Annotated in this window: 17 protein-coding genes; 9 read left to right on the forward strand and 8 right to left on the reverse strand. The window is 47.8% G+C overall.

Annotation, left to right across the window (positions count from 1 at the left end; genetic code table 11):
• Positions 1-42 precede the first annotated feature (42 nt).
• From L462_RS15060 to L462_RS15045, 4 genes are all read left to right on the forward strand, one after another.
• The gene (locus L462_RS15060; RefSeq protein ID WP_020882419.1) at positions 43-708 is read left to right on the forward strand and encodes a Crp/Fnr family transcriptional regulator; all 666 of its coding nucleotides are present in this window, start codon (positions 43-45) and stop codon (positions 706-708) included.
• Positions 709-1,012: 304 nt separating this feature from the next.
• The gene (locus L462_RS15055; protein ID WP_032678303.1) at positions 1,013-1,978 is read left to right on the forward strand and encodes a nucleoside hydrolase; all 966 of its coding nucleotides are present in this window, start codon (positions 1,013-1,015) and stop codon (positions 1,976-1,978) included.
• A 75-nt stretch (positions 1,979-2,053) separates the two neighbouring features.
• Positions 2,054-2,950 carry an adenosine deaminase gene (gene add, locus L462_RS15050; RefSeq protein WP_255358181.1) on the forward strand — a complete coding sequence of 299 codons (897 nt, stop codon included), beginning with the start codon at positions 2,054-2,056 and terminating at the stop codon, positions 2,948-2,950.
• Between the two features lie 62 nt (positions 2,951-3,012).
• The gene (locus tag L462_RS15045; protein WP_032678304.1) at positions 3,013-4,161 is read left to right on the forward strand and encodes an MFS transporter; all 1,149 of its coding nucleotides are present in this window, start codon (positions 3,013-3,015) and stop codon (positions 4,159-4,161) included.
• Between the two features lie 181 nt (positions 4,162-4,342).
• Here L462_RS15045 and L462_RS15040 read toward each other — a convergent pair whose 3' ends face one another.
• Positions 4,343-4,822 (reverse strand): MarR family winged helix-turn-helix transcriptional regulator, encoded by a 480-nt coding sequence (locus L462_RS15040; protein ID WP_032678305.1) that lies wholly within the window; start codon positions 4,820-4,822, stop codon positions 4,343-4,345.
• A 140-nt stretch (positions 4,823-4,962) separates the two neighbouring features.
• Here L462_RS15040 and L462_RS15035 point away from each other — a divergent pair, with 140 nt between their 5' ends.
• Positions 4,963-5,784: an alpha/beta fold hydrolase gene (locus L462_RS15035; protein ID WP_014170403.1), complete on the forward strand. Its 822-nt coding sequence runs from the start codon at positions 4,963-4,965 to the stop codon at positions 5,782-5,784.
• A gap of 75 nt (positions 5,785-5,859) precedes the next feature.
• Entirely contained in the window at positions 5,860-6,627 is a 768-nt protein-coding gene (locus L462_RS15030) for an alpha/beta fold hydrolase (protein WP_020882412.1), read from the forward strand.
• Positions 6,628-6,733: 106 nt separating this feature from the next.
• Here the strand turns inward: L462_RS15030 and L462_RS15025 are convergent, their stop codons facing one another.
• Positions 6,734-7,675 carry an MBL fold metallo-hydrolase gene (locus L462_RS15025; RefSeq protein WP_032678306.1) on the reverse strand — a complete coding sequence of 314 codons (942 nt, stop codon included), beginning with the start codon at positions 7,673-7,675 and terminating at the stop codon, positions 6,734-6,736.
• 172 nt (positions 7,676-7,847) lie between these two features.
• On the opposite strand from L462_RS15025, the gene L462_RS15020 reads away from it, so the two are divergent.
• Positions 7,848-8,744: an AraC family transcriptional regulator gene (locus L462_RS15020; protein ID WP_032678307.1), complete on the forward strand. Its 897-nt coding sequence runs from the start codon at positions 7,848-7,850 to the stop codon at positions 8,742-8,744.
• Positions 8,745-8,783: 39 nt separating this feature from the next.
• Here L462_RS15020 and L462_RS15015 read toward each other — a convergent pair whose 3' ends face one another.
• From L462_RS15015 to L462_RS15005, 3 genes are all read right to left on the reverse strand, one after another.
• Positions 8,784-9,989 (reverse strand): NAD(P)/FAD-dependent oxidoreductase, encoded by a 1,206-nt coding sequence (locus L462_RS15015; RefSeq protein ID WP_032678308.1) that lies wholly within the window; start codon positions 9,987-9,989, stop codon positions 8,784-8,786.
• Between the two features lie 136 nt (positions 9,990-10,125).
• Complete coding sequence (locus L462_RS15010) at positions 10,126-10,878, reverse strand: glucose 1-dehydrogenase (RefSeq protein ID WP_032678309.1); 753 nt, start codon at positions 10,876-10,878, stop codon at positions 10,126-10,128.
• Between the two features lie 37 nt (positions 10,879-10,915).
• The gene (locus L462_RS15005; protein WP_014170408.1) at positions 10,916-11,263 is read right to left on the reverse strand and encodes a MerR family transcriptional regulator; all 348 of its coding nucleotides are present in this window, start codon (positions 11,261-11,263) and stop codon (positions 10,916-10,918) included.
• Between the two features lie 248 nt (positions 11,264-11,511).
• Between L462_RS15005 and L462_RS15000 the strand changes: the two genes are divergently transcribed.
• Positions 11,512-12,402 (forward strand): GNAT family protein, encoded by an 891-nt coding sequence (locus L462_RS15000; RefSeq protein WP_032678311.1) that lies wholly within the window; start codon positions 11,512-11,514, stop codon positions 12,400-12,402.
• Between the two features lie 247 nt (positions 12,403-12,649).
• Here L462_RS15000 and L462_RS14995 read toward each other — a convergent pair whose 3' ends face one another.
• Both L462_RS14995 and L462_RS14990 read right to left on the reverse strand, forming a co-directional pair.
• Entirely contained in the window at positions 12,650-13,852 is a 1,203-nt protein-coding gene (locus L462_RS14995) for a sensor histidine kinase (RefSeq protein ID WP_050595740.1), read from the reverse strand.
• Positions 13,849-14,535: a response regulator gene (locus L462_RS14990; protein WP_032678313.1), complete on the reverse strand. Its 687-nt coding sequence runs from the start codon at positions 14,533-14,535 to the stop codon at positions 13,849-13,851. Before L462_RS14990 ends, L462_RS14995 begins: the two co-directional genes overlap by 4 nt.
• A 105-nt stretch (positions 14,536-14,640) precedes the next feature.
• Here L462_RS14990 and L462_RS14985 point away from each other — a divergent pair, with 105 nt between their 5' ends.
• Positions 14,641-15,417 (forward strand): MipA/OmpV family protein, encoded by a 777-nt coding sequence (locus tag L462_RS14985; protein WP_032678315.1) that lies wholly within the window; start codon positions 14,641-14,643, stop codon positions 15,415-15,417.
• 46 nt (positions 15,418-15,463) lie between these two features.
• Here the strand turns inward: L462_RS14985 and L462_RS14980 are convergent, their stop codons facing one another.
• Positions 15,464-16,354, reverse strand: a complete 891-nt coding sequence (locus L462_RS14980; protein WP_032678316.1) for a LysR family transcriptional regulator — start codon at positions 16,352-16,354, stop codon at positions 15,464-15,466.
• Positions 16,355-16,404 lie beyond the last annotated feature (50 nt).

The following is a 16,404-nucleotide window of genomic DNA, read 5'->3' on the forward strand; positions in this document are numbered from 1 at the left end:
GCAATCTATAATAATTCACAAACAAAGCGTTGAGTCACCTTTATGAAATCATTACAAATAGATTTATCACATTCTGACATTCTGAACTCTAAACTTAAATTCATTTTACCAGATGACATACTCAGCAGAGCTAAATTACTGATTTTTAATAAGGGAGAGATTTTACTCCACCAAGGAGATTCCCCATCGGGAGTTTACTGTTTAATTAAAGGTAAGGTACAAATAGAGCATTTATCTAAAGATGGTAAAGATATTACTTTTTGTATAGAAGAACCTCTCTCTGTGATTGGTGCCATTGAAATTTTCCAACATGATAGCACCAGCAGAAATCTGAGTACAGTAAAGATCCTTAAGACGTCAACGATAGTTTATTTTTCACTTAACTATATAAATACTATTGGATTAAATGAGCCAGTTTTTCTTCGTTTTCTTTGCCAACAACTTGCAAATAAATTATTCATCTCTTCTCAATTAAAAACCACTATGTGTTTAAGTTCATTACAGAGAGTGTCAAATTACCTCATGAATGAATATAATAAACATGGTTCCGTTATCAGGCTTGAGCGAAGAGAATTGGTCGCATCATTTCTTTCCATTTCGGTGAGACATCTCAATCGAGTTTTAGCAGAGTTACAAGAAAATCAAATCATAGAACTCAAGAATAAAACGATTATAGTGAAAGACAGTGAATTATTAAAGCCAGAGTAATCTGCAAATAACCTTCGCACCACATTCTACCACAGCCGCTTTCAACGCCATCGGAAGATGGTTCATTTATATGAAGCCTTTTTTAATCACAAGTTTTTTATTTTATAAAAGCACTAACCATATATAAAAACTATGGCACACGATTTTTTCACAAATATCTTAGCGAAGTTAGCGCTCAGAATACTAATCGTTATTGAAGCGAGACCGACTGGCATGTCCACTAAAAAGAGATAGATGTCCTTTTTTTTGGATGCATTGTTCGTCATCTTATCTCGTGACAAGCTTCCTTACTGAGAGAAATACTATGAGAAAATTACTTATTGATACTGATACCGCTTCTGATGACGCAGTCGCTATTGTGATGGCACTCAGAGAGCGTACCGTTAGGGTTGAAGGAATAACAGTAGTCGTTGGTAACTGTGAGATCGAACAGTGTGTTCAAAACGCATTAGTGAGTATTGAAAAAGCCGGAACATATGCTCCTCCTGTATTTTCCGGAATGACAAAGCCGCTTTTTAAAACCCACTTCACTTCTCACCATATTCATGGCAAAGATGGTATGGGTAATATGGAAAATCCCCCCACCACCCTAAAGTCGGAATCACTTCATGCGGTAGATGCGATTCTTCTTTATGCAGAAAAATTCAAAGGTGAACTTGAGATCGTTACCCTGGGACCTCTGACTTATCTGGCAATGGCAGTACTGAAGGAACCAACGCTTGCGAAAAAAATTAAACATGTTTATATCATGGGCGGTGCCGGCCTTACTTCGGGAAATATCACGCCTCTGGCTGAGTTCAATTTTTTTGTTGATGCGGAAGCCGCTAATATAGTGATGCAATCAGGGCTCCCTATGACAGTCGTTGGGTGGGAAATAGGCATGGGAGAAGCTTTCATTAATGAAGATGATATAGCATACCTCAATCAACTGAGCCCCTTGGGTCAGTTCGCCGTAAGATGCAACAAATCCTTGATGGAGTTTAATGCAGGCCGAACGGTACGCAAGGGTTTTGATTTGCCAGACCCCACCACCATGGCAGTAGCGCTTTTTCCTGATATTGTTGAGGAGGCGTTTTCCCGTTATTCCTGGGTGGAGTACAAATGTGAGTCATCGTATGGACATTATGTTATCGATGCGACAAACCTTACAGGGAAAGCACCTAATGCCAGAATTATACTTAAAATAAAAAGTGGTATGTTCAAAGAGAAATTATTCTCGTTACTCGCAGACTCCGCAATGATGTATAGAGGAACTTTAGATGCATTTTAATTCCCGAAGGATTCCGAAAATTGAGCTTCACGTTCATTTGGATACTTGTATTAGCTATCATTGCGCAAAATGCTGATGCCTGCACTGAATCTTAAAGTATTTCAGTCGAATTTTATCGCACCGAGTCAATGTACTGACCTGGGAGATTTTTTAAGAAGAATTTCTCCGCAGCTGAGCTTATTACAAACCCACACTGCATTACGTCAGGCCGTCGAAGACATGTTTGATCAACTCCATGCTGATGGGGTAATTTATGCTGAGTTACGCTTTGCGCCACTCTTACATCTTAATCAATATCTTACGGCTGAAGAGGTCATTGAAACCGTCCTGGATGCCATGCAGATAAATAGCCATATTTTTGATATCAAAGCCAATTTAATATTATGTACACTGCGTCATTTTACGGCAGAACAGAGCCTTGAGACGGCAAGACTGGTGACAAAATACCTGCATTATGGGGTTGTCGCGCTTGACCTTGCAGCTGATGAAGCCCGCTACCCGCTGGATAACCATGTTGAGGCGTTTAATTATGTACGCCAGCATGGAGGCAACTGTATCGCACATGCAGGAGAGGCTAAGGATTTCGTCAGCGTAAATGAAACGCTTAATAAACTGAAAGTTTCTCGCATCGGACATGGCGTCAGAAGCATTGCTGACAGAGCGACACTAGATCGGTTGCTTGAAGAGCATATCCATCTGGAGATTTGCCCGGGTTGTAACATTGTCTGTAATATTTATCCTTCCATTGAAGAGCACCCTGTTAATGCGCTTTTTCGTGAAGGCATTTCATTAAGCATTAATACTGATGCCAGAACCGTTGCCAACACCTCACTGGATAAAGAATATCAACTATTACATCATGTTTTTGGATGGGACACAGAAGAATTTCTGGTTTGCAATATCAATGCTATTGACGCATGTTTTGCCTCGCTACCGCTGAAGAAACAACTCAAAGCCAATCTTACCGGGTGATAATCCCAGACATACATTTAAACAACAGGCATGAGCGCTCATTACATCGAATATGAAATAACATGACCACATTTTTGTATCTAATACTCTGTGCGATGTCTACCGCCGCCGGCACCGATATGGTTTTGCCTGCTATTCCACTTTTTGCTACAGTCTTTAATATCTCATCGGAGATATCACAAAGGATACTCTCCATATATGTAGCAGGTAATGCCTGTGGTTTATTACTATTTGGTAACCTGGCCGATCGCTTCAGCAAAATCAGGATGCTCTTCTTTGCGCTACTTTTATTTTCACTAACTTCTTTTGGTTGCGCGTATGCTCCAGAAATAACACTTCTTTTAATATTACGATTTATACAAGGGATGGCTTCTGTTGCAGCATCAGTTTTCATCCCTGGATTTATTAGAGGTTTGTTTCCTCATCGGAAGGCAGCCCGGGCAATTGGATTGTTAGGGAGCATACAGGCATTAGTTCCGGCGATAGCCCCTGTAGTAGGTACACTTATCCTGCAGTTCTTTAACTGGAGAATCACGTTTATCTCTCTGGGCGTACTGACGATGGCTTTAGCTGTAATGATAAGGTTTGCAAAGGGACCAGAACGAAACCCAGGCCAGCACACGCCTGGAACGTACGTACAATTATTGAAAAATGCTGTTTATCTTCGCTATGCATTGAGCCAGGCTTTGGCCGTTGGCGGTCTGATAACGTTCGTATTCGGAGCACCAAGCGTCATTATCCTTTCCATGGGCGGGAACCTGAATGACTTCATCCTTATGCAAATGTTGAACGTAGGAGGTTACATCATCGCCGCCAACATTTCTCCGGGGTTGGCTGAACGTTTTAGCCATGAAAAAGTAATTCTTGCCGGCACGCTTATGGCATTGCTCAGCGCCTTCGCGCTATCGGGATATGGTTTCCTGAACGGAAGCCGGGCTTTTGTTATGACCATACTCTTTACGCCAATGGGTTTTGCGCTGGGGTTAAGGGGCCCCGTCGCCTTCTACAGGGGTATCGTTTCTGCAGGCAGTAATGATGCCAGAGGATCTGCGCTTATGATTTTCCTCACCTTCATAACGACTGCGCTGGGGTCACTCATAACTGGACATTTTATTACGGGTGGGCTCACCCCTCTTGCCATGTCAGTCACCGCCATGTTCTTACTGTCATTTTTGCTTTTTGTGTTATTGCCAAAACTGAACCGCCAGTGAATAAACAACAATGGGTAAGTCAATATTCTTTACAGCAGTGCATGAACGCTGTCGAAGAGTCGCTTCGGGGCGCAGCGGACATTGCACCCGCCCACCCCGGCAGTTAAAGCAAAGTAACTCCCCGGTACCTGTCTTGTCAGTCACCAGACGTACACTTATCAGGAACCCGAATCCGCCTCAATCAGGATAGGTCGTCGGCGTCCGGTTTCTGCGCACGGTGGATCTTGTCACGGATCTTATCAACTGATGCTTTGATGGCAGCAATGATGTCGGCGTCCATCCCAAGGGTATCCACAATACAGCGCGTGATAGTGCTGGTCTCGCTTTTCAGCGCCTCACCCTTCTCCGTTAGGTGGATAAGCACTTCGCGCTCATCCTTCGGATTGCGTGTCCGGGTGATCAACCCCGCAGTCTCCAGCCGCTTCAGTAAAGGGGTCAGCGTGCTGGACTCAAGAAAAAGAATTCCACTCAGTTCCTTCACTGTTCGCCCATCCTGATTCCACAAGGTGACCATCACCAGATACTGGGGATAGGTCAGGCCAAGCTTATCGAGCATGGGACGATAGAGCTGGGTAAAAGCATGTCCCGCTGAGTAAAGAGAGAAACAGAGCATACCGTGCACATCGGGCAGGGAATCCTCGGAAGTAGTGTGTTTAGTCATATGTCCTCCAGTCCCCCTAAAATAATTTGCATACGATTTAATTGCAAGCGATTGACAAAGGCAAAAAGGGCTGCCATATTCATTTGCACACAAATAAGTCGCACACAAACTAATAACACAACACATGACAGGAGAACGAAATGACAACTTTCACCACCACAGACGGAACAGGCATTTTCTACAAAGACTGGGGTTCAGGTCAGCCTATCCTCTTCGCTCATGGATGGCCGTTATCGTCTGATGCCTGGGATCAGCAGATGCTGTTTTTCAGCCAGAAGGGTTTCCGGGTCATCGCACACGACCGTCGCAGCCACGGGCGTTCGGACCAGACTTTCCACGGCAACAATATGGATCAGTATGCGGACGATCTCGCTGAGCTGATTGAGGCGCTGGATCTGAAGGATCTGATTTTAGTGGGTCACTCTACAGGGGGCGGCGAAGTTGCACATTATATCGGTCGTCATGGTACCTCACGTGTGGCTAAAGTCGTTCTGGTCGGCGCTGTCCCTCCTCTGATGCTCCGGACGGATGCCAATCCTGACGGCACCCCGATGGAGGTGTTTGATGCCATCCGCGAAGGCACGGCCAAAAACCGCTCACAGTTTTACTTCGACCTGACGGTTCCGTTCTATGGCTTCAACCGTGACCATGTCCCCACCAATGACGGGTTGCGGGAAAACTTCCGCAGAATCGGCTTGCAGGGCGGTATTAAGGGGCAATATGACTGCATCCATGAGTTCTCTGAAGTCGATTACACACACGACCTGCAGCAGATTGATCGCCCTACCCTGATTATTCATGGCGACGACGACCAGATTGTCCCCATTAAGGCATCCGCACACCGCGCCGCTGAGATCGTCGCGAATGCGACGCTGACAATATATGCCGGCGGTTCACATGGACTGGCGGAGACAGAAGCCGATCGCTTTAACGCTGACGTACTGGCCTTTATTCGCAGCTAACAAGGTGGCCTGTTCCAGACAGGCCGCAACCATCATACGCATAGCCTTTAAACTGAATTGAAAAGAGGAACGATCATGTCCAAATTTGCTGCCTCCCTTGCCGTTGCCACCGTTTTGCTGTCTGCCAGCGCTATCGCAGAAACCGCTAAGCCGACTGTTGTCCTGGTTCATGGTGCCTTTGCCGACTCTTCTAGCTGGAATGGCGTTACCCAAATCCTGCAAAAGGACGGGTATAACGTCGTCGCTGCGGCGAATCCGCTGCGCAGTGTTTCGACTGATGCGGCTTACGTCTCTTCCGTGGTGAACAATATTAAGGGGCCGGTCGTCCTTGTTGGCCATTCCTATGGTGGCCAGGTCATTACGAACGCGGCCCGTGATACAAACAATGTGAAATCGCTGGTGTATGTCGCCGCATTTGCTCCGGATGCCGGTGAAGCGGCGGCCGACCTGGCCGGAAAATTCCCTGGCGGCACGCTTGGCCAGGCGCTCGCCGCACCGGTGAAGCTGGCTGATGGTAGCGTCGATCTCTCCATCGACCAGGCGAAGTTCCACCAGCAATTCGCACATGACGTTTCAGCTAAAGAGGCGGCGCTGATGGCCGCAGGGCAAAGACCGATTACCGAAGCGGCTTTAACTGAAAAGTCAGGTGCGCCTGCCTGGAAAAAACTGCCCTCTTACTTCATTTACGGTGACGGCGACAAAAATATCCCCGCCCAGGGTTTGCGATTCATGGCTGAACGCGCGGGCTCAAAACACACCGTGGTGATCAAGGGCGCATCCCATGTCGTGATGGTTTCTCATCCGCAGGACGTTGCCACACTTATTGAGGAAGCGGCGAAGTAAACATCGCTCTCCCCCCTGAACGCCATCCCTCGTCTGAGGGATGGCCGTATAAGTAATGCCTCTTATGTTCCTGCCGGTATCCGTGAAAATGACGTCAGCGGTATTCTTAATAATCCCAGGGACCCGGAATGCAACGGAACGTATCGCCGTCGACAGCAACATGGCAGACAGACGGGAATGAGAGATGAGTAGCGATCAATGACTCCCTGTTATCTGCCAGTTCCTGCAACAGACGAATGCGAATCTGTGCCGCTTCTTCGGGATAATGGTCGAAACCATTGAACCAATCAGGATGTTCAAACCCAACCTGGAAAATAGCATCGCCGGCAAAGGTGAGTCGTTCCCCCTCAGAGGCCAGCCTTACCACGCTGTGTCCGGGAGTATGCCCGCCTGTACGAACGACACGCACGCCGGGAGCAACCTCGTATTCCTCTTCGAATGTGTGCAGTTGAGTCTGGTACGCTTCCAAAAATTGGGTAGCGGTTTGGCGCAGTGCTTCCGGGAAACCAGGCGGCATGGAAACCTGTGAAAAATCGGGGTCACGCCAAAATTCCACCTCAGCAGCAGCGACATGAATGCGAAGGTCTGACCGCATGCGCGCTTTCACACCCTCAATAAGCAGCCCACCAACGTGATCCATGTGCAGATGCGTGATAATCACATCCGTGACGCTGGCAAGATCTATCCCCGCTGACGCCAGGCGGTTAACCGTTCGACCGGCGCGGGGTAAATCAGGGAAAGCCTCCCCCATCCCTGCATCAACCAGGATCGTCCGCTCCCCGCTACGCACGAGAACCACATTTAATGCCCAGTCGAGAAAATCGGCAGGCAGAAACTTATCTTCAAACCAGTGGGTACGTTCGGAGGCCTCCGCGTTATGACCCAACATGGGCCCAGGTAATGACAACACGCCGTCACTGATCACCAGAACATCAATCTTACCGACCTGTAGTGCATAACGTGATGGCACCTTTTCATAAACGGCTTCCACATGCGAGGTACCATTAACCGGTGCTAACGACGCTGCATCATTCTTAGATATCGCCATATTTCCTCCAGACAACATAATTAATCGATTTAAGGGTATACACACCGTAGAAATGACTTTTCCCCTCTGTTATTTCCCATCATCAAAAATAAACATGCAGACAGACACAATGAAACAGGGTTAAAACATCGCTATACTCTTATGATGCCCACTGTTATTAACAGGTATACTCATGAAAAATCATGACATTCCTCTTGACGATGCCGTTCATAAAATGGCTCAGGTATTAAAGAACCGACCTGAATTAGGTATCGACAGTGGAGATGCGCTGCAAATTCGCTGTTATCACTGGCCGCATGGGCCATTACATGAAACTATCCCGCCACTCGATCAACATGTGATTATTGCTCACGTTGGACATATGCAACGTGTTGAGCGAAAAACAGAAAATAAAATCGTTAAAAACACGATCCGGAAAGGCGCCATCACGACAATTCCTCAAGGAAGTACGTCTCGCTGGGATATTGCTGGTCTTGTAGATGTTATGCATTTATATATTCCTGATAATATTTTCGCCGATCTTCTGAATCAAATGGAGATACCCACTGCTGAGTTACTCTTACGCACAGCGCATTTTGATGAGACGGCATCAAAAATTACGCTGGCCGTTGCGGAAATCATTTCTGACAATAACAAAATTAACCAACTGCTCTGCGAGCACTTAACACTGTCATTAATATTACAGTTAATAAAAAACCACTCCAACACGCTGACAGCCGCAGGTCAGTCGCAAGGAGTATTGTCTTCGCGCGCATTAAAAATGGCGCTGGAAAAACTGGATAACAGCCCCATAGGGGATGTCACGATTAAATCACTGGCTCTTGAGCTGGGAGTTTCCTCAGCTCATTTCTGCCGTGCCTTTAAAAACAGTACCGGCTTAACCCCGTACGGGTGGCTTAAGCAGCGCGTAATGGAACGCGCTTTCCACGAGTTACAACACACCGATAAACTGATTACAGAAATTGCCATTGAAAGCGGCTATGGCTCGCAAAATGCATTTACCCAGGCCTTCAGAAAAATAACAGGCTTGACTCCCGGTCAATGGCGTGAAAAAAAGAACATGCGTTGATGCTGCCAGCCGCCAGGCAGCATCAATAGAGATGCCCTGTTACGGAACAATAATATAATCAGGGTTAGCAACAGAAAACATTTTCTCTCTGTCGGGTTCTGGCGGATAAATCCACTGAGTATTAATTTCCTGCTTTATTTTTTTCGCTTCAATGCCCTGGTACATAACCTGATGATCCCAGCCTTCCGTGTAGACCGCCCCCCATTTGCCCAGATCAAGACAGGTAACATATTTTGGCTGGCTGTAAGGATGCAGCGGTAATCCCAGTATTTCTGCTGCCGCGTTATGACCGGCGACGCGCCCCAGGCTCATCGCATGCTGGCAGGACATGACGTTATAATTACCTTCATCATCCGTAGGGACTTTTACGGTATCGCCGGTAACGAAGATACCCCTGGCGGCAGGTGCCCGCAGATACGCATCCCCAATAACACGGCCCAGATTATCGTGGTCGCCCGGGATGAGCCCGGCTAACGCGCTGGCCCGCATTCCCGCCGTCCATATCACCGTTTTGCTGGGGATAAATTCATCGTCCGAAAGCATCACCCCCTCAGCGTTGATTGCGCGCACTCTGACGCCCGTTCGAACAGTCACGCCATTACTGGCCAGCGCCTGATTGATGATCTCACAGACATCCTCGCCCATCGCCTGACCAATTTTGTTCGAACTGTCCACAATAATAACCTGCAAATGGCGCTCCGAACCCAAGAGGTCTCTGAGGCGTTCCGGCATTTCAGTGGCGGTCTCAAGCCCGGTCAGGCCCCCACCGGCGACAACAACAGTATTTCGTGCGACAGAATCAGGCTCTGAAGCTAACGACATGAGGTGTTGCTCCAGTTCATGAGCAGCATTCAATGAGTTCACGTCAAAACTGTATTCCGTGATCCCCGGCAGTTCAGGGTGAAATGCCTGGCTTCCGGTGGCCAGCACAAAACTGTCAAAATTAACCGAGGTTTCGCCACTCTCTTTTTTTACCGAGATAGTTTTATTTTCTGCATCAATATCGGTGACATAACCGGCAATATAGCGCACACCCGCAGCCTTAAGAACATGCAGAATAGAGGGTGCCATATTTTCAAGTACGGCTTCATACAATCTTGGACGAATGGTTAATGCGGGTTCCGGAGAAACCAAAAAAATCTCAATCCGATCATTTGCCTTTTCCATATGTACCAGCCTTGCTGCTGAAATGGCGGCCCACATACCTGCAAAACCCGAACCGGCAATAATAATACATTTTTTCATAGCGATACCTGTTAACAGCGGATGATGAAAATGTCGTTACCGCACCAAGAGTAGTGAAAGTCAAAACTGCCTGCTCTAGCAAAATTGATGTGCTTTAATCAAATTTGATGTTTTTTTATCAGCGCTGCGCGCGCCGCTAAATTTGCCCCATCCCGCCATCGACAGACAGGTCGATACCCGAAATAAAACTGCTTTCATCCGATGCAAGAAACAGCGCTGCCGCGGCAACCTCGTCAGGCTTGCCTAATCGACCTAACGGAATACGACTTGCGATGCTGGCGTCAAAAATCTCGCGATCGCTCTGGGAAATGCCCATTTTACTGATAATCGGTGTGGCGACGGGTCCTGGGCTCAGACAATTCACGCGGATCCCACGGCCTTTAAGGTCGGTCGTCCAGTTGCGGGCAAAAGATCGCAGCGCGGCTTTTGAGGCGGCATAGATAGTGTGTCCATCGAACCCTTTATAATGCGCAATGGAGGACGTTAATATTATCGAGCCACCGTCGGACATTAACGGGAGGGCCTGTTGCACGGCGAAAAACGTCCCTTTTACGTTGATATCAAACTGCGTATTAAAATCATCTTCGGTGGAGGCCGGGAAATCGGAAAGCACAATAACGCCGGCATTTGCAAACATCACATCCAGCTTGCCGTACTTTTCGTTAATAATGCGAAAGAGGTTTTCATGGCTTCGTATGTCACCGATATCATGTTGTATTGACAGTGCATTATCGTCACCGAGCTCATTCATCGCCTGCTGCAGGGTTTCTGCATTCCTGCCAGTGATAATCACCTTTGCACCTTCTTCAATAAACCGTTTGGCCGTGGCCAGTCCGATACCGCTACTGCCTCCGGTAATTAACGCGACTTTATTGTCTAACTGTTTCATGATGATATTTCCTGTTATTACTGCTCAGACAGAGCGATCACTCGTAAGCGTGAATACGCGTGGCAAGTGTATTTCTGCGTTCATTAAGTAATTCGATAAGCGTGTCCAGTGCCCGAAGTTTTTCTCTGTGCTGCGCCAGACACTGGATAAAACGCGCATCATCCATGTCGCTTACCTGAGAAAACTTTTCCAGCTCTGCAATCTGTCGGGTACTGAACCCACATTTTAAAAGCGAGGTTATCCATCTCACTTTCTCGACGTCTTTTGCGTTGTAATTCCGATAACCGTTGTCCAACCGCTGAGAAACAATCAGTCCTTTAGCTTCATAATGTCTTAGCACTCGGGTGCTGACGCCAGTGAGCGCCGCCAGTTCAGATGGTCGCATACCTTTCTCCTCGTCATAGATGCACTCTACAACATTGACACTAGTGTCAATGTAAAGAGCCTAGCGCTAGCTGGAATGTAAGCAGATATTTCCTGAGACAGGCAAAATTAACTCCGCCAACGAAGATTGCAGCAATCTTGATTTTGCCTTGACCGTTTATTGATTAACGGTCGGGATAATCAGCCTGTTCAGACAGAACTGCCCGGCGCTGACAGCGCCCTCTGATGAGATTGCAAGGAGAAACAATAATGGGCTTCAGACATTCGCTTTTTGGATGGGAACGTTCAAACTTCACGCATTACCAGGCGGCTTATTATAAGTACGGCGGCAGTGTTAATACTCACCCCGACATTATCAATTTCTTTATGCAGAAGAAGGAAAAAGATTTCGCATTCTGGCATTACCGACGCGATGGCGAGGTCACCGCAGCGTACTTTACCAGTGATGAAAATACCTTCGGCCTGAATGTCTGGCGCGATTACCCGGTATCTTATGATGAAATCATTATCCCCATGGCTGCCGATCAAAAAATCGTTCTGCCAGTAAAAACAAACCGGCTGTCTTCATCGCTGCGTGGGAATATAATAAATGCCACCTATGCTTTTCGTGAAAAACGTAAGGTTTGCCTGATTAAAACGTCGTTCTCAGGTAAAACGGTGAAAAAAAGAAACGGGGAGCTAAAAAAAATGCTGGCTGCGGGCGGAGAATGCATCCCGCTCAGAGAGATGTCACCGGCGGATATTGCTGATATTTACGTGCATCTTTTCAGGCTGCGTTTTGCTGACAGCGTCAGATGCTATAACAGGAAAAACATCACTGAACTGTTAACCGCCCTGCCACATATGGTCACCGGCAATGTACTTTTCTTTGAAGGTGCCCCCGTTGCGATAGATCTCGTACTGTGTGCCCGTAGTGAAAAAAGCCTGTATTTTGATGTTCCTAACGGAGGGATTGACCCGTCGATCACCGCATTCAGCCCAGGAAGTCTGCTCATGTGGAGAAATATTGTTGATGCACGAGAAGTGTGTCGCAATGAAAATAAGGCAATGCAATTTTCAATCGGATTGTACGATAAAAAATGGGACTATAAACTGCTTTGGGCCGAAACCCAGCCTACAGGTAAATCACTGGTTCTTTGAACTGTATTCGCCGCCCTGCCCTCAACAATTATTTATCTCCTTTCGGCGCATCCAATAAAACAATAATGATAACCTGAAATATGACAATCACCGGTGCGATGTATAGTAAAAAACATCCACATCGTACCATTTTACGAAAGGCAGAAAGCAGAGAGAGAAGTAATTCAGGTGACATGGTAAACCCCCGTTTACCATGTATTTAAACTCAATTTTTACAAGATTCAGTTCACCCTTTGTTAAGGAACCGTCAATGCTGTTCCTTTTCGCTTAGCGGTATCGTCATCGTAAACGATAGCCCTCCGCTGGCATTCCGTTCTGCAAAGATAGTACCGCGATGCGCCTCGCATATCGCTCGGGCAATAGAGAGCCCAAGCCCGGACCCACCGGTATGTCGTGAACGGGACTGCTCCTCACGCACAAACGGTGAAAATATGGTTTCAAGCAGTGCGTCCGGGACTGCCGGACCGTTGTCGCGGAAAATAACGGATATCTTTTTATCGCTGACATGATAACGAATATCCAGGATGCCCCCTTCCGCAGCGTAGCGCAGAGCATTGTCCATCAGGATCAAAAAGACCTGGCCTATCCGGTACGGATCAACCCGACAGGTCACAGATTCCCCCTCATGGTAGATAATGTTCACTCCCACCCTTTGGGCTGAAGGCATCGTCCATGCCACTTTCTCACGGATTATCTGGTCCAGGCTGGTTGATACCAGGCTCAAATTCAGCTGGTTGGCATCAGCCAGTTTTAACAGATGCAGATCGTCAACCAGTCTGTTTAAATCATTCATCTGCTGCATGATCATGTTCAACTGGGCCTGACTGGGTTCAAATACGCCGTCCATAATGCCCTGCAGGCGACCGATGGCAGCCGTCAGCGGCGAGCGCAATTCATGTGCCATGATCACATGCGATTTTTTCAAATCTTTCTCGTAGCGTTCCAGCTGCATCGACATCCCGTTAAAGTTCTCGCTGAGGCTTCGCAATTCAAGCGGCAGATTGTCCGGGACGGGCACGCGGGTCCCAAACCCGCCTTCAGCAACAGACCGTGCCGCACCGGCAAGCCGGCTAATATGATGGGATATGGGGCGCGCTGTTTTCAGCGTAAGCATAAAAATAATCGGTATGAATATCAGAACCAGGATGCCAAGAATGACCCAGTCCTTAATCCCAATCGTCGGATCTGAGTAGGACAGCCCATACCAGGTGTCGATAATTTCATGATAGCGGTTGATGTTCTGTTCAGGGTGCTTGCTCAGAACTGAGAGTTCAGCCCTGACGGCCTCTGGCATCCGGTAGGCGTGCCATTTGTTTTCAACAAAAAATCGCACCCACATAAAAAAGGCGATAAGAATAATACTTCCGACTGCCAGAGATATCAGCCGCTTGCATATCCAGTTCCACAGCGTACTCGGTTCGCCTCGTGGAGATAACGTAAACTTTTTCATGCATTTGCAAATCGGTAACCGATCCCTCGTACGTTTATCAGCAAATCAGTCTGCCCCGCTGACTCGAGTTTTTTTCGCAAGTTATAGATATGCGTGTCCACAACGCGCTCCAGGGCTTCACTTTCTGGGAGACACGCTTCAAGAAGCGCCTGACGGGTGAAAGCCTTATTCGGTGACTTAAGAAATGTCATCAGCAGCAGCAGTTCCGTCGGCGTTAAATCCAGCGCTGTCCGTTGCCCGTTCTCGCTCTCAACGCTTACCGTCATGGACTCTGTATCTGCATGCAGTCCCCGGTACTCAATAAGCGTGCTGCTGCGCTCGCCGGAATAACGACGGAGTACAGCATGGACTCTGGCGACCACCTCACCCGGGTTATAGGGCTTCACCACATAGTCATCCGCGCCAAATCGCAGGGCGCTGATTTTGTCGCTGCCGTCGCGGATGGCGGTGATCATAATCACGGGAATATCACTGCGCCGGCGCAGGGCCAGCAGAACATCGTTCCCGCTCATGCCGGGCAACATCACATCCAGCAAAATAATGTCGGGCTTCCAGCTGAATGCCAGTTCAAGCCCCCGGTTACCGCTGCTGGCCGAAGAGGTCTGAAACTGATCGCGCTTAAGGTAAGCCTCAAGCACATTCGCGGCATCCAAATCGTCTTCAATAATTAAAACACGTTTCACATTCGCACCTTGATGGAATCTTGATTAAATCTTGCAGGAATATTGATTGACCGCCCGCATACTCCGCAATTCATAGATATAAGCATAATTCATTCAGGAAGTTTTATGAAGGAAATAAAAATCGCCTTAGTAACACTCATCGCAGCATCGTTCACTTCACAGGCATCATCAGATAAAAAAGCATCTTATGTCACGATTGGCGTGGGTTCACAATATGCGCCTGAATATACCGGCTCGAATAAATATGATGTCAATACGCTGCCGTATTTCGGATGGACTTACGATGACTGGTCCGTCAATACCGACAAAGGTATCGTCTATTCCCATCAGTTCAGTAATGGCGTTTACCTGGGGCAAGCTCTGGGGTATTCCCTTGGCCGCACGGATAGCGGAAATGCCTGGCTTCAGGAAGGCTCTGATAAACTTAAAGGTATGGGTAAGATTAATACCGTAATGAATACCACCACCACGGCAGGATGGTGGATGGCACCCTGGATAGGCTTTGAGGGAAATATTACGGCACCGCTGACGGAAAGCCAGGGAATGCAATATAAAATTAAACTTAATGTCGTTCTTTTTGCTAACGACACAGATACTCTGCTAATCAGTACCGAAAGAAAATACGGCGACGCACGGTATAATAATACCTGGTTTGGGGTGAATAAGAATCAAAGTACCCATTCCGGATATAGGCCTTTCAACGCGGGTAGCGGATTAAACAGTGTGAATTACGATATTAACTGGCAACACACATTTAATAATAACTGGTCCGGCTATGCGGATTTAGAGTATATCACGCTTGCAGACCGTGTAAGCAGCAGCCCCATTGTGCAAAAGGATGAATATCTTCTCTTTACCGTCGGGGCATTTTATACATTCTGATGCACGATATCGGTTATCTGGTGCCCTGACCGCCAGATAACCTGATTTACTGCGTTTTAAGTTTATTAATAAACCAGCGCCCGGCTGGCCCTGGAGGATATTGCGTCATATGTACCGCATGCATGGAAAAACCAGGGCCAACATCGGGCTGCATCTCCAGGTTCAGGATAACCAGTCTGCCATTAGCAATATCATCCTCAACCATAGGCAAAGGCATATAACCCCAACCGAGGCCCGCACGCAAGAATGCATGTTTTGCCCCCATGTCACCCAAACGCCACGTCTTAGCCGACATCACACCAAAGTTGCGACCCGCCGTGAGTGATGAGCGGTCAGCCAATACAAGCTGCACAGCGTTCTCCATAACCGGCCGAAGAATTGGGCCAGCCATTTTAGCCAAAGGATGATCGGGTGAGACCACTGGCACGGCAGGTACACTGAGCAGGAACTCAGAGGCACACCCGGTCGGAACATCCGGTAGCGAGCCGATAATCGCGACCCGACAGTTGCCGGCCAGCAACGGCTGAAGTACCGCCCCCAGCGCCTCAACATAAAGACGCAACGGTGTGCCGGGAAAGGCCAGATGAAACTCCTTCACGACTGCGGTCAGGACCTCTATCGGAAACATCACATCCACAGACACGGCGAGTTCGGGTTCCAGGCCTTCTGCCAGGATACGCGCCTTAGCCTTAAACGCGTCCATTCCCGCAAGCGTATGGCGTGCGGCCTCCAGTAAGGCTGCCCCCGCCTCCGTCAGTTTCGGGTAACGTCCCGTTCGCTCAAATAAAGGAAAGCCTACCTGAGATTCCAGATTTGCCAGCGTAGCGCTAACGACGGACTGCGCCCGGCGAAGTTTGCGACCTGCGGCCGAGAAACTGCCTTCATCAACCGCAGCAATGAAAGTACGCAGTTGATCAATCGACATACCATCCAGCATGTATCGCCCCTTTAGATGTATACCATCTAATTATATAGGCTACACAGATA

The sequence above is a fragment of the Enterobacter sp. BIDMC 26 genome (assembly GCF_000534435.1).
In the GTDB taxonomy this organism is placed as follows: domain Bacteria; phylum Pseudomonadota; class Gammaproteobacteria; order Enterobacterales; family Enterobacteriaceae; genus Enterobacter; species Enterobacter ludwigii.

Bases quoted from the DNA above. Each gene is read 5' to 3' on its own strand.
- L462_RS15060 (WP_020882419.1), top strand. From the start codon at position 43: ATGAAATCATTACAAATAGATTTATCACATTCTGACATTCTGAACTCT.
- L462_RS15055 (WP_032678303.1), top strand. From the start codon at position 1,013: ATGAGAAAATTACTTATTGATACTGATACCGCTTCTGATGACGCAGTC.
- add (WP_255358181.1), top strand. From the start codon at position 2,054: ATGCCTGCACTGAATCTTAAAGTATTTCAGTCGAATTTTATCGCACCG.
- L462_RS15045 (WP_032678304.1), top strand. From the start codon at position 3,013: ATGACCACATTTTTGTATCTAATACTCTGTGCGATGTCTACCGCCGCC.
- L462_RS15040 (WP_032678305.1), bottom strand. From the start codon at position 4,822: ATGACTAAACACACTACTTCCGAGGATTCCCTGCCCGATGTGCACGGT.
- L462_RS15035 (WP_014170403.1), top strand. From the start codon at position 4,963: ATGACAACTTTCACCACCACAGACGGAACAGGCATTTTCTACAAAGAC.
- L462_RS15030 (WP_020882412.1), top strand. From the start codon at position 5,860: ATGTCCAAATTTGCTGCCTCCCTTGCCGTTGCCACCGTTTTGCTGTCT.
- L462_RS15025 (WP_032678306.1), bottom strand. From the start codon at position 7,675: ATGGCGATATCTAAGAATGATGCAGCGTCGTTAGCACCGGTTAATGGT.
- L462_RS15020 (WP_032678307.1), top strand. From the start codon at position 7,848: ATGAAAAATCATGACATTCCTCTTGACGATGCCGTTCATAAAATGGCT.
- L462_RS15015 (WP_032678308.1), bottom strand. From the start codon at position 9,989: ATGAAAAAATGTATTATTATTGCCGGTTCGGGTTTTGCAGGTATGTGG.
- L462_RS15010 (WP_032678309.1), bottom strand. From the start codon at position 10,878: ATGAAACAGTTAGACAATAAAGTCGCGTTAATTACCGGAGGCAGTAGC.
- L462_RS15005 (WP_014170408.1), bottom strand. From the start codon at position 11,263: ATGCGACCATCTGAACTGGCGGCGCTCACTGGCGTCAGCACCCGAGTG.
- L462_RS15000 (WP_032678311.1), top strand. From the start codon at position 11,512: ATGGGCTTCAGACATTCGCTTTTTGGATGGGAACGTTCAAACTTCACG.
- L462_RS14995 (WP_050595740.1), bottom strand. From the start codon at position 13,852: ATGAAAAAGTTTACGTTATCTCCACGAGGCGAACCGAGTACGCTGTGG.
- L462_RS14985 (WP_032678315.1), top strand. From the start codon at position 14,641: ATGAAGGAAATAAAAATCGCCTTAGTAACACTCATCGCAGCATCGTTC.
- L462_RS14980 (WP_032678316.1), bottom strand. From the start codon at position 16,354: ATGCTGGATGGTATGTCGATTGATCAACTGCGTACTTTCATTGCTGCG.